The organism is Collinsella sp. CLA-ER-H8 (genome assembly GCF_040092335.1).
In the GTDB taxonomy this organism is placed as follows: Bacteria; Actinomycetota; Coriobacteriia; order Coriobacteriales; family Coriobacteriaceae; genus Collinsella.
Window position 1 is genome coordinate 60,559 of sequence record NZ_JBBNLU010000006.1, and the last position, 12,559, is coordinate 73,117.

Below are 12,559 nucleotides of genomic sequence, written 5' to 3' on the forward strand. Positions count from 1 at the left end.
GGGACACCCGGGCTCGTGGAAAGGGGTTAATCCTTATTCGGACTTAAGCGGAAACCGCGGCGGAAGCAGTGTTGGTCTCGTCCTCGTCGGTCCATGCATGCTTGGGCATGGGACGGAAGATCTGGAAGAGCATCGCGACCAGCAGCACGATGGCCACAACCGTCCAGATACCAAACTGTCCCAACACAAGCAGGTTATAGAACTGGTTGATGAACAGGCCGATCACCCAAGCAAAGGCGCACTCGTAACCGATGGCAATCGCGAACCACTTGCCGGAATCCATCTGGTTGCGGATGGCACCCATGGCAGCAAAGCACGGAGCGCACAGCAGGTTGAACGCGCCAAAGGCGACGCAAGCGCCCATGGTGGGGAACATGCCGGCAAACGCGGTCCACAGGCTCGGGTCGGTCTCGGCGGCATCAGCCACGGACAGCAGCGAGCCGGCGGTGGCGACGACGTTCTCCTTGGCGACAAGGCCCGAGACGGACAGCGCTGTTGCCTGCCAGGTGCTAAAGCCAAGCGGGGCGAAGATCCAGGAGACCAGGTTGCCGAGCATGGCAAGCACGGAGTAGTCCATGAACTCCTCGGAGATGCCGTCCATCGCGGGCAGGTAGCCAAAGGAACCGTTGTAGCTACCAAAGTTGGACAGGAACCAAACCACGACAGTGGACGCGAAGATGACCGTGCTGGCCTTCTTGATAAAGGCCCAGCAGCGCTCCCACACGTGCAGCGCCCAAGAACGGATCGCCGGGAAGTGGTAGGCAGGAAGCTCCATAACAAACGGCGTCGGGCGACCGGCGAAGAGCTTGGTCTTTTTGAGCATGAGGCCCGAGGCGATGACGGCAAAGACGCCCAGGAAGTAGAAGAGCGGACTGATCCACGCGGCGGTGGTGGAAGAATCGCCGATGATGGAACCCATGAGCAGGGCGATGATCGGCAGCTTGGCGCCACAGGGGATGAACGTGGTGGTCATGACCGTCATGCGACGGTCCTTCTCGTTCTCGATGGTCTTGGTAGCCATGACGCCGGGGACGCCGCAGCCTGAGGACACGAGCATGGGGATGAAAGACTTACCGGACAGGCCAAAGCGGCGGAACACGCGGTCCATAATGAAGGCGACACGGGCCATGTAGCCGCAGTCCTCCAAGAAGGACAGCATCACAAAGAGCAGGAACATCTGCGGCACAAAGCCGAAGATGGCACCCAGGCCGGCGACGATGCCGTCGCAGACCAGCGAATCGACCAGGCCACCGTCCTCGGTGCCGCCCGCCACAAGGGCGTCGTGCACCACGGTGGTGATACCCGGGACATAGGGGCCGTACTGCGCCGGGTCGACCGAGTCGGCATCGTCGCCCGCAGCCTCGACGGCTGCATCGTAGGCGTCGCGGCCCTGACCGAGCACGTACCAACCGTCGGTACCGAAGAGCTGGTCGTTGGTGAAGTCGGTCACCGTGCCGCCCAGAGTAGAAACGGCGATGTAGTACACACAGAACATGATGACCACAAAGATCGGCAGGCCCAGAATACGGTTGGTAACCACGCGGTCGATCTTCTCGGAGGTGCTCATCTTGGCCGGGGCCTTGGTGAGGCACTCATCGATAATGTGCGCGATGACGCCATAGCGTTCACCGGTGATGATAGACTCGGCGTCATCGTCGCAGTCCTGCTCGCACTGAGCGACCAGCTGCTCCACGCGAGCGGCCTTCTCCTTAGTGAGGTTGATGAGCTTGCAGGCGTCCGCGTCGCGCTCAAACAGCTTAACGGCGTAGTAGCGACGCTTGTTGGCGGGAACGCTCGCCGGCAGGTTGTTCTCGATGTGGTCCAGAACGTCCTCGATGGAGGAATCGAACTTGTGCTCCGGCACCTGGCCCTTGGAAGCAGCGGACTTCTTGACCTGCTCGAAGAGCTCCTTGATGCCCTTGTTCTTAAGAGCCGAGATCATCATGACCGGGCAACCGAGCTTCTTGGAAAGCTTGTCCGTGTCGATCTTATCGCCGTTCTTCTCGACCAGGTCGGCCATGTTGAGGGCAACGACCACGGGCAGGCCGGTCTCGATAACCTGAAGCGTCAGGTACAGGTTACGCTCGAGGTTGGTTGCATCGACAACCTGGACGACAACATCGGGCTCGCCGCTCATGAGGTAATCGCGCGAGCACTGCTCCTCGGGGCTGTAGGGGGAAAGCGAGTAGATGCCAGGGAGGTCCGTGATGGTAACGTTCTTGTCGCTTAGGAGCTTGGCCTCCTTTTTCTCAACCGTGACGCCGGGCCAGTTGCCAACGTAGCCGTTGGCGCCGGTGATCAGGTTGAAAAGCGTGGTCTTGCCGCAGTTGGGGTTACCCGCCAGCGCGACATGGATCTGAGAATCCGCCATTCAATCCTTCTTCCTTGTTTGCCCGCGCTGCTTTCTCCGCGCAGGCTGGATAATGTGCTTCAAAGATGCTGCATTAAGTTAGAAAAACCTAACTTTATCTGCAGAAATATGCGCCACGAGTCCTTACTGGACCTCGACGACGGCGGCCTCCTCCTTGCGGATGGAAAGCTCGTAGCCGCGCACGTTGATCTCGACCGGATCACCGAGCGGTGCAACCTTCACGACCTTGAACGAAGTGCCCTTGATGAGCCCCAGGTCCATAAGGTGGCGGCGAAGCGCACCCTCACCGTGAAGCTTGACGATGGTGGAGCTCTCGCCCACCTTAACGTCACCCAACGTCTTCATCCTCTTGTCCCCCTTTCGGTTTTTATGAAATGCTGCAGACTAGCCGACGGTCATGATGTGCATGGCAACCTTGGAATCGATACCAAAGCGTGCGCCCAGCACAGTGACGATGATATTGGCGCCACTCGAGCTCACCACGTGGATTTCGCTGCCCTCGACAAAGCCGAGGTCCTTGAGGTGGTGTTTCATGTCCTCATTGCCCTTTACACGGGACACGCGTACGGTTTCGCCCGCTTTTACCATCGAAAGCGGCATTGCCGGCATCTGCGGTCCGCAAGACATGAGTGGCTCCTAACGTCAGTTCGTCCTCAACATCGACGCGGCAAAAGTTAACCACGTCTATGTTCGCTTTAGTAAACTAACACGTGGTTAACTTTTTGGAAAGGGTCCCCATTCAGATTTCGAAAAAGTTTCCTATACGAAACAAAAGGGCGCGGCAAAGGACCATCCTTTACCACGCCCTGTCATGCTTAAAGCGAGAGATTTCTGATCGACGTGACGCAGGAAGCCTCGTCTACGCCCGAAACGCGGAAGATGATGTCCTCGCCGCACTCGCCGTAGAGAGCCATGAGTCCCATGACATCGCGGCCATCCGTGTGGCGATCGCCGATGCTGACTGACACGTTGCTACGATGCTTGGCAATGATGTCATAGAGCAATGCAACCGGGCGGGCATGTAGTCCCAACGGATCTTTAATCGTCTTTGTAAACTCGACCATGTCCCCTCCCGCGACATCGCACATCGGCCGGCAAAACCCAGCCACGTGGTAGTTATTGTAGCGTTAGATGCTTCTCGAGAGCTCCTCTGAACACCTCGTGGTCAAAAAGTGGCAAATATGAGTACTGTCACCAATTTAGTAGCAGCAAAATCGAAAGCAAATTGCCAACTTTGAGCGATTTGAAGAGGTTGAAAGCCGTCAAACGCCCTTTAAAGGGGGCTAGATAAATTGATTATGAGCCCATTTTCGCTCAGAGCAGGCCGAAAAATATGACACCTCTTTTGCAACAGTACTCATATTTGGCATTTTTTGACCACAGGGTCCAAAACATGTCTCAAAACACAAAAGGAGGGGCCCGAAGGGCCCCTCCTTAGGAAAGGGAATCAAGTTGTTCCTCAGCTGTGAATAAATCCCAGCTTCTACTCCATCATGTCGAGAACAGACGGACGCAGCTCGCTCTCGGCGGCCTCGGGATCGGTCTCGCGCAGGCGGTTGATGTAGCGGTTGTACCACATCACGGCAAGGCCCAGGAAGACAACCACGCCGCCGACGTTGTAGACCAGCGTCAGCCACAGAGGCTGATCGAGCGGAATGGTGCCGCAGATAAGCACGAAGCAGAAGACCACAAGCAGGAATGCAGCAATGACCAGGCCAAAGGTGCGCGAACCCATGCGAAAGCCACGGGGAGCAGCGTCGAAGTTCTTGCGCAACATAAAGTAGGCAAGCAGGATCAGCAGCGGCGGGAGCAGAGCGGTGGCAGCCGTCATGTTGGTGACGATCATGAGCAGGTCGTCGAGGTTACCGGAGCCCAGGGCCGGAATGATCAGGATGGGGACGACGATGGCGAACTGCAGCCAAGCAGCGCGGGCAGGAATGCCATGCTCGTTGAGCTCGACGATCTTGCTACCAAAGACGCCCTTGGGGATCTCGGTGAAGAACACCTTGATGGGAGCGGAGGTCCACATCATGAGGGAGCCCAGCGTAGCGGCGAGTAGGATCAGGCCGATGACGCGCGTAGACACTTCCATGGGAATGCCAAAGTGGGCAAAGACAGCGCCGAACACGTCGAAGATGCCGGTGGAGATGGCAACGCCGCCCTCGGGGATGAACAGGTTGACCAGCAGCGAAGCGCCTGCATACAGAAGGCCGATGGTCAGGCCGGCGATAACGACGGTGCGCACGAAGGCCTTGACGCCGCCCTTGAGATCGTTAAGGAACACGCCGACGGACTCAGCGCCGCCAACGCCCTGGATGATCCAGGCAAGCGTACCGAAGAAGCCCCACGCAGTTGCGAAGTTGCTCATGTCGGGAGCCATGTTAGCGGGAGTAGGAGCCGTAGCGAACTCAACGCCGCCAAAGGCAGCAGCCAGGGACAGCAGGATGAACACGGCGGTCAGGCCGAGAGCCGCGGTCGAACCGAAGGAGGAAATGGAGCCGATCCACTTAGCGCCCTTGGTCGAAACCCACGTGGCGATAGCAAAGACGACGATCTCGATAATGGTGATCCACAGCTGCGAAAGCTCGGCGTTGGCACCAAAGAACACGTAGCTCGCGTAGATGATGACGTTGGGCAGGACGGACGCAAAGAAGAACAGGTTAACGAACCAGTAGCTAAATGCCGTCAGGAACGCCCAGCGACCACCCATCGAGGTCTTAACCCATGCGTACACGCCAGACTCGGAGTCCTTGTTGAGGCCGACGAACTCGGCGGTAACCAGGGTATAGGGGACAAAGTACAAAAGCGTGGCGAAGAAGAACGACGGCGCAGCTGCCAAGCCGATGGCCGCGTTGTTGTTGATGATGTTCTTGATACCGAACACGGCGGCGACCGTCATGCCCAGCAGAGCGAACGAACCAATCGTTCCTCGTTTTTCAGAGCTCATAAGCCCTCCCAATCATCTGTTAAATGTCATCTAAAACCGTCCGAGCTGCAAGTGCAAACACGGACGGCGCACCTGCTAAGGGGAATGGGGAAAAGGGAGTCAACAAAGCCATCCCCCTTAACGGCGCGAAGCAAACGTCCAGGCGGACGAATACTACTTGTTGGGGAAGGAATAACCTTCGACCGTCACGCGCAGTACCACGACGCGGGGATCCGCGGCATCGGCCACGACACGGTAGGCCTCGTCAATTTCGACGACGGCAACGCCGCCGGCGGGAATCGTCACGGTCTCCCCCGCCCCCTCAAAGCGCTCGCGATCATCGATATCGCTGTAAGCGCGGGTGCAGGTGAGGCCTGCCTTGGGGGCAACCTCGACGGTCAGGTCGCCGTCGAGCGGAGCGAGCACGGCATGGTAGCGACGGTGACCGACCAGATCGGCGGTAGCCGCCTCGTGAGCGTTCACCCACCAATACACCAGCGAGTCGCCGATGGAGTACGCCACATCGTGCTGCAGTTCAGAAACGCCGTCGAGCGCCTGTCCGGTACGCATCCACTTCTTGACGGACTTCATCTGAGCGTCGAAATCGGCGCGCGAGTTAAAGACATGCATGACTTATGCCTCCTTAATGGGTGCCAGTGCCTGAGCCAGATCGGCAGACGTCAGCGGTCGCAGGGACACCTCAAAGCTGAAGCTCTCAAAACGGGTGCGATAGGAATCGAGCACCTCGGAACCCCAAGAGTTCGAACCAAGGCCGAGCAGCTGGTCGTTGATGTTGACCGTAACCGTGTCGCCCTTGACAAGGTCGTAGACGTGCTTGGCGTTATCGATGGCCTCGCAGCTATAGGGCCATGCCGAGAACGAGAACGGATTGGAGGCAGCGTCAGCCGGACGCGTCACCAGCACGCCGTCACCGTGGCTAGAGCGCAGGGCAACCCAGCGGGTACCCTCGCGGTTGGCACAATCCTGGGGCATGACATACGGCGTGAACATGTCGTCGACCGTAGTGCGGTAATGACCGACCGGGTTGGCGCGCAGCGAGTCCGGATAGTTCTCGCCCGGGCCGTGGCCATACCACTCGACGGCACGATCGCAACCGGGGACCTCAAAGGAGATGCCGATGCGCGGGATGATATCCGAGTAATCGCCGTAGGGCTCGCCGGAAACCTTGAGGTCGACGCGACCGCTCGGAAGCACGGTGTAGACAAGCTCGACGCGCATGCCGAACGCACGGACGGGAGGAGCAATGCGTTGGCTCACGGTAACGGCGACCGCATTGCCGTCCTGCTTCCAAGAAACCTTGCGGGTGGACGTCTGCATTACATCGATGAAGTTGTCCTTCCACAGGGAGTCGTACTCCTGGGCGTGGTTGTCGACGAGCGGATGCCAAAAACCAACCTGGGGGCCAGAGGCCATGACGTCGCGGCCGGATGCCTTCCACTCGCTCACGGTGCCGTTTACCTTGCTGAAGGTCAGCTCGCCGTTGAGGGAGTGAATGCGAATCTCCTGCTCAGTCTCCTCGACCGTAAGCTCAGGACGAGTGGGAGCCGCGATGGCCGGCGCCGGATGGTTTGCGATGGCAAACTGGCTTGCGCCCAGTTGGAACATCGGCTCGCACCAGACGTGAGCGGCCATGGTGTAGGCGCGCACGGTCAGCAGGGTCTCGCCTACCGCGGCCTCGCGAATCACCAGCGGAAGCTTGACGGACGCGCCGGGGGCAACCGCGCCGGGCATGAGCGTCTTGCGGCAGACCACGTCGCCGTCCACCAGGGTCTCGGCCGACAGGCAGACATCCTCGAGAGTGGTGAACCAACGCTTGTTGGTGACGGTCAGCTCGCCCGCCTCGGCATCGTAGGCCATGCGAACCGGGCAGATGACCTGACCATACTCAGTGAGGCCCGGGCTCGGCTGCTGCCAGGGGAACACCATGCCGTCGATGCAGAAGTTGCTGTTGTTGGGGTAGTCGCCGTTGTCGCCGCCATACATGTCGTAGGCAACGCCGTCCTCGGTCACAGCAGCCAAGCCGTGGTCGCACCATTCCCAAATGAACTGGCCCTGGATGCAATCCCAGCGATCGAAGACCTCCTGGTACTCGGACAGGCCTCCGGGGCCATTGCCCATGGAGTGACCGTACTCGCAGTTGATGCGCGGCTTGGGGAACGGATGTTCACCAAAGTCGTTCATCTGCGACACACGGGAGTACATGGTGGAGATAACGTCGACGGTATCAGCGTTGCGGTCCTCCTCGTAGTGGACCGGACGACCATCGAGCTCGTGAGCCTTGGCATACATTGCACGGATGTTGCAGCCATAGCCGCTCTCGTTGCCCATCGACCACATAATGATGCAGGCGTGGTTGCGCTCCTGCATCACCAGGCGCTCAATGCGGTCGACGTAGGCCGGCTCCCATGCCGGGTCGTCGGTGACCAGGGCGATATTGCCGATATTCTCGAAGCCGTGGCTCTCCATATCGGTCTCGGCGACCAGCATGATGCCGTACTCGTCGCACAGCTCGTAGAAGCGCGGGTCGTTGGCGTAGTGGGACGTGCGCACCGCGTTGATGTTGTGCTGCTTCATGAGCTCCAGGTCGCGGCGCATGCGATCGAGGCCCACGGCGCGGCCCTTGTGATCGTCGTGATCGTGGCGGTTGACGCCATGCATCTTAAAGTAAGTGCCGTTGAGGTAGATATGATTGCCCTCGACCGTCACCTCGGCAAGACCCTGGCGATGCGGGACGTACTCGCTCACCTTGTCGCCGTCGTAGACCTCAAACGTAAGGTCGTAGAGGAAGGGGTCCTCGGGATTCCAGAAGTGGGCATCGGTCACGCTGCACTCGGCATGGCCGTCGACGCACTCGCCCGCAGCCACCACGTTCTCGCCATCGCTGAGCGTATACACAACGCGGGTAGCGCCCTCGGCCACCGTATCGAGCGTAATCAGAGCGGTATCGCCCTCGCGGTGCGTGCGGAACCTAAAGTCGACCAGGTGCGCGGCGGGACGCTGCACAAGGTACACATCGCGGAAAATGCCCGAGGCCCACCACATATCCTGGTCCTCGATATAGCTGCCATCGCTGTACTGCAGGACCTTGACCGCAAACAGGTTGTCGCCCTCGACGAGCGCGTCGGTCACGTCGAACTCGGCAGACAGGCGCGAGCCCTTGGTCATGCCGATAAACTGGCCGTTGACGTACAGCTCGCCATAGCTCTCGATGCCGTCGAAGCGAATGATCTCGCGAGCGCCGGCGGGAACAGCGGGAAGATTGACGATGCGCTGGTAGACGCCCGTGGGGTCGTCGGAGGGAACGAACGGCTGGTCCACCGGGAACGGGAAACCCTCGTCGGTATAGGCAAGATTGCCATAGCCGTCCACCTGCCACAGGTGCGGAACCTCCACGTGATCCCACTCGGGCTTGTACGTGGAGAGTTCCTCGTTGGAGACGGCAGCGGGGCCCTCAAAGAGGCGGAACTGCCACGAGCCGGACAGCTGGACAAACCCGCGCGACAGCTCGCGGCTGTACGTTGCAGCGAGATCGGCGGTCTCGTAACCCATAAAGTACGCATGGGGTGCCAGGCGGTTCCTGTGGGTGAGCGCTTGGTTTTCCCAATCGTTAATGGCGTCCATGGTGATGCTCCTTCGTCATCGTAGTGATTCTTGTGCAACCGGTTGTCCTTATCTTACGGGCGATGTAAAAAACTGTGCAACCGGTTGTCCGCTGAACGGTCGATTTGGCCGGGTTAACGGTGCAACCGGTTGTACAATCGCAACACTTATGTCACCCTGAGTATCGAAACTCAGCGCAAGACATCGTTCTTAAGCTCGTAGGCAACCTCCACGCCCGCTGATATCTCACCCACACGAGACGTATTCGATTCCGGCTTGGTTGCAAAACGACACCGGTCACCGGATATCATGAACGCTGTTCAGGCGCACTATAGTAAGCTGTATTCGCACTAGCCCGTATCAGTGACAACATCGACCGCATTTTCCAGGAGACGCCATGACCCAACCAGTTCGCACCGCACCTACGCTTGCCGAGGTTGCCGCAGCTGCCGGCGTGTCGCGCTCCACGGCATCGCGCGCCCTCAACGATTCGCCCCGCATTAGCGAGGAAACCAAAAAGCGCGTCCGCGCGGCGGCCAAGGAAGTCAATTTTGTCCCCAACGCTCGTGGCCGAGCGCTCGCTGTCGGGCGCACGGAAATCATCGCCGTGCTCGTGACCGAGCCTCTGAGTGAACTCTTCAGCGACCCCACCTATAGCGAGTTTTTGAGCGGCATTACCGAGGAACTGTCGGAGTCGTCCTATCTGCCCGTTATCTTGCAGGCGTCTTCTACGCATGAGCGCAACCGCGCACGCGAGCACTTTGAGCGCCGCTCGTTCGACGCCGTGATCGACGTCTCTCCCTACAAAGGCAGCGAGCTGCTCGAGGTGCTGCGCGAGCTGGGCGTACCCACCGTGTTGTGCGGCCAGCTCGAGGGCCACCCCTATCGCGATGTGTTCTCGACGGTCTACTCTGACGACGAAGAGGGCGGACATTTTGCGGCACTCGCCATGAAGGATCGCGGGCGCAAAGATATCGTCGCCGTGTTGGGACCGCAAGACAACCCCGCTGTTGCCGACCGCCTGCGCGGCTACCGCGCCGTCTTGGGCGAAGACCTCCCAGACGCAAACGTTATCTATACCGGCTGGAACAGCGGAGACGGCTATCAGGCCATGCACCAGATCCTCGCGCGCGAGATTGCTTTCGATGGCGTGCTCTGCGGATCGGACCGTATCGCGGCTGGCGTCATCACCGCACTCAACGAGGCAGGCCTATCCGTTCCTGCGGACGTTTCTGTCGTCGGCTTCGACGATCACGAGATTGCGGCGCGCTGCGTCCCCGCGCTCACGACCGTCCGCCAGCCCCTGCGCGAAGAAGGACACATGGCCGCCAACATTGCGCTCGACATGATCAAGGGTGCCGAGCCCACCACCTCCGTGATGCACATGCAGCTGATCCAGAGAGACTCGCTATAAGAAACTGGGGGCAGGCTTTCCGCCAGACAGTTGTTGCGGAAAGCCTGCCCCATTATTTTGCCGAATTCTGGGTCGCGCTTTCCCAGAGGACCCCCTTTGGGAAAGCGCGACCCCTTCTGGACGCAAATTCCGGGTCGTAGTTTCCGCGACGCACGACGGCAAGCCTCCAAACCATGACGTTACGACATAAAAAACGAGGGAAGGCACGTGTCCTTCCCTCGTTGCGGGCAATATGTAGCCGCTCGCCTACATCAGGCGCAGGCTGACGTCCTTGAGCTGGGCGCCACTAACGGCACTCGGGGCGCCCGACATGAGGTCGGAGCCGCTGGCCGTCTTGGGGAACGCCATGACGTCGCGGATGGAGTCGGAGCCGGTGAGCAGCATGCACACGCGGTCCAGGCCCAGAGCGAAACCGCCCATCGGGGGCGCACCAAACTTGAGAGCCTCCATGAGGAAGCCGAACTGCGACTCGGCGCGCTCCTCGGTAAAGCCCAGGAGCTTGAGCATGGACATCTGCATCTCGGCGTTGTGGATACGCATACCACCGCCGCCGGCCTCAAAGCCGTCCATGACAAAGTCGTAGGTGCAGGAACCGGCTGCCAGCGGATCGGCCTCAATCTTGGCGATGTCGGTCTCGGTCGGCAGGGTAAAGGGCTGATGCTCGGCAGCGTAAGCCTTGCGGTCCTCATCCCAGTGGAACAGCGGGAAGTTGACGACCCACAGGAAGTCGTGGCCCTCGCGCTTGATCTCGAGCGCGTTGGCCATGTGGGAGCGCATGCCGCCCAGGATCTCGTCAGAGAGCAGGCGCGGGCCGGCGGCGAACATCACAAGGTCGCCGGGCTCGACGTCCATGCGCTCGCGCAGAGCCGCCATCTCCTCGTCCGAGAAGAACTTGACGATGGGGCTGTTGATGGAGCCGTCCTCGCGGAAGGCGATCCAAGCCAGGCCCTTGGCGCCAAACGTGGAGGCCACGCCGGCGAGCTTATCGATCTTGGCACGTGCCCAGGCACCGGCGCCCTTGGCGTTGATGGCCTTGACGACAGAGCCCTCCTCGTTTGCGGCGGTCGCAAAGACCTTGAACTTGGAGTTGGCGAAGATGTCGGTCAGGTCGACCAGATGCATGCCATAGCGGGTATCGGGCTTGTCGGAGCCATAGGTGTCCATGGCCTCCCAGTAGTCCATGCGACGCAACGGCGTGGGCATCTCGACGCCCATGCGGCCGAAGGCATCGGCCAAGACCTCTTCGAGCGCGCTCATAACGTCGTTCTGGTCCACGAAGGACATCTCGATATCGACCTGGGTGAACTCGGGCTGACGGTCGGCACGCAGGTCCTCGTCGCGGAAGCACTTGGCGACCTGGTAGTAGCGCTCAACGCCACCGACCATAAGCAGCTGCTTCAGGAGCTGCGGGGACTGCGGCAGGGCGTAGAAGTTACCCGGCTGAATACGGCTGGGAACGATGAAGTCGCGGGCGCCCTCGGGCGTGGACTTAAACAGGGAGGGCGTCTCGACCTCCATGAACTCACGGTTGTGCAGCGCCTCGCGAATGGCAAAGGTAAAGTCGGAGCGCAGCTTGAGGTTGGCCATCATCTTGGGACGGCGGAGGTCCAGATAGCGATAACGCAGACGGGTGTCCTCGCTGGTCTCGATGCCGTCCTCGATCTGGAACGGCGGGGTGACAGACGTGTTGAGCACCTCGGCGTGGTCGGTCAGGACCTCGATCTCGCCGGTCGCGAGCTTGGCGTTGGTGGTCTCCTCGCCACGGGAGCGCACGACGCCGTGGATCTTGATGGGCCACTCGGGACGCATGGTCTCGGCGATCTTAAAGGCATCGCCGTCGGAGTGCTCGGGGTCGAAGGTGAGCTGCGTGATGCCCTCGCGGTCGCGAAGGTCGCAGAAAATAAGGCCACCGTGGTCGCGGCGACGGCTCACCCAACCGGTGAGGGTGACCTCTTCGCCCACGTTCTCGAAGCGAAGCTCGCCGCAGGTACGGGTGTGCATGGAATGCTCGTCAATGGGACGGGTCTGGCTCATACCAGTGATCCTCCTTTATGGATCTGTGCCGCCCCGTGTCGTTCCGGGCGGCGTCGTACAGATTTGCCCAGCCTGCGTAAACCGCGCAGCCGGACATGGCGTTCTATCTTATCGCACCCGCGTCGATGTGCCGCGAAAAAGTGGCTCCTGCCCAAAGACTTGACGGAGACGAAACAATTGACGCGGCCTGGCC

Annotated in this window: 9 protein-coding genes; 1 reads left to right on the top strand and 8 read right to left on the bottom strand. The window is 60.1% G+C overall.

What is annotated here, in order from left to right:
- Window positions 1-43: 43 nt before the first annotated feature.
- From AAAX72_RS05340 to AAAX72_RS05370, 7 genes are all read right to left on the bottom strand, one after another.
- Window positions 44-2,371 (bottom strand): ferrous iron transporter B, encoded by a 2,328-nt coding sequence (locus tag AAAX72_RS05340; RefSeq protein ID WP_349129412.1) that lies wholly within the window; start codon window positions 2,369-2,371, stop codon window positions 44-46.
- A 123-nt stretch (window positions 2,372-2,494) separates the two neighbouring features.
- A complete protein-coding gene (locus AAAX72_RS05345; RefSeq protein WP_006234774.1) occupies window positions 2,495-2,716 on the bottom strand; it encodes a FeoA family protein in 222 nt (73 codons plus the stop codon).
- A gap of 39 nt (window positions 2,717-2,755) precedes the next feature.
- Window positions 2,756-2,998: a FeoA family protein gene (locus AAAX72_RS05350; RefSeq protein ID WP_040358815.1), complete on the bottom strand. Its 243-nt coding sequence runs from the start codon at window positions 2,996-2,998 to the stop codon at window positions 2,756-2,758.
- A gap of 188 nt (window positions 2,999-3,186) precedes the next feature.
- Window positions 3,187-3,435 (bottom strand): HPr family phosphocarrier protein, encoded by a 249-nt coding sequence (locus AAAX72_RS05355; protein ID WP_158559602.1) that lies wholly within the window; start codon window positions 3,433-3,435, stop codon window positions 3,187-3,189.
- 419 nt (window positions 3,436-3,854) lie between these two features.
- Window positions 3,855-5,318, bottom strand: coding sequence for an amino acid permease (locus tag AAAX72_RS05360; RefSeq protein WP_349129414.1), 1,464 nt, complete (start codon window positions 5,316-5,318; stop codon window positions 3,855-3,857).
- Between the two features lie 153 nt (window positions 5,319-5,471).
- The gene (locus AAAX72_RS05365; RefSeq protein WP_349129415.1) at window positions 5,472-5,927 is read right to left on the bottom strand and encodes a hypothetical protein; all 456 of its coding nucleotides are present in this window, start codon (window positions 5,925-5,927) and stop codon (window positions 5,472-5,474) included.
- 3 nt (window positions 5,928-5,930) lie between these two features.
- Window positions 5,931-8,939, bottom strand: coding sequence for a glycoside hydrolase family 2 TIM barrel-domain containing protein (locus AAAX72_RS05370; protein ID WP_349129417.1), 3,009 nt, complete (start codon window positions 8,937-8,939; stop codon window positions 5,931-5,933).
- A 376-nt stretch (window positions 8,940-9,315) separates the two neighbouring features.
- Between AAAX72_RS05370 and AAAX72_RS05375 the strand changes: the two genes are divergently transcribed.
- Window positions 9,316-10,332, top strand: coding sequence for a LacI family DNA-binding transcriptional regulator (locus tag AAAX72_RS05375; RefSeq protein WP_349129418.1), 1,017 nt, complete (start codon window positions 9,316-9,318; stop codon window positions 10,330-10,332).
- Window positions 10,333-10,578: 246 nt separating this feature from the next.
- Here the strand turns inward: AAAX72_RS05375 and aspS are convergent, their stop codons facing one another.
- Entirely contained in the window at window positions 10,579-12,366 is a 1,788-nt protein-coding gene (aspS, locus tag AAAX72_RS05380) for an aspartate--tRNA ligase (RefSeq protein WP_349129420.1), read from the bottom strand.
- Window positions 12,367-12,559: the final 193 nt, after the last annotated feature.

Bases quoted from the DNA above. Each gene is read 5' to 3' on its own strand.
- AAAX72_RS05340 (WP_349129412.1), bottom strand. From the start codon at position 2,371: ATGGCGGATTCTCAGATCCATGTCGCGCTGGCGGGTAACCCCAACTGC.
- AAAX72_RS05345 (WP_006234774.1), bottom strand. From the start codon at position 2,716: ATGAAGACGTTGGGTGACGTTAAGGTGGGCGAGAGCTCCACCATCGTC.
- AAAX72_RS05350 (WP_040358815.1), bottom strand. From the start codon at position 2,998: ATGTCTTGCGGACCGCAGATGCCGGCAATGCCGCTTTCGATGGTAAAA.
- AAAX72_RS05355 (WP_158559602.1), bottom strand. From the start codon at position 3,435: ATGGTCGAGTTTACAAAGACGATTAAAGATCCGTTGGGACTACATGCC.
- AAAX72_RS05360 (WP_349129414.1), bottom strand. From the start codon at position 5,318: ATGAGCTCTGAAAAACGAGGAACGATTGGTTCGTTCGCTCTGCTGGGC.
- AAAX72_RS05365 (WP_349129415.1), bottom strand. From the start codon at position 5,927: ATGCATGTCTTTAACTCGCGCGCCGATTTCGACGCTCAGATGAAGTCC.
- AAAX72_RS05370 (WP_349129417.1), bottom strand. From the start codon at position 8,939: ATGGACGCCATTAACGATTGGGAAAACCAAGCGCTCACCCACAGGAAC.
- AAAX72_RS05375 (WP_349129418.1), top strand. From the start codon at position 9,316: ATGACCCAACCAGTTCGCACCGCACCTACGCTTGCCGAGGTTGCCGCA.
- aspS (WP_349129420.1), bottom strand. From the start codon at position 12,366: ATGAGCCAGACCCGTCCCATTGACGAGCATTCCATGCACACCCGTACC.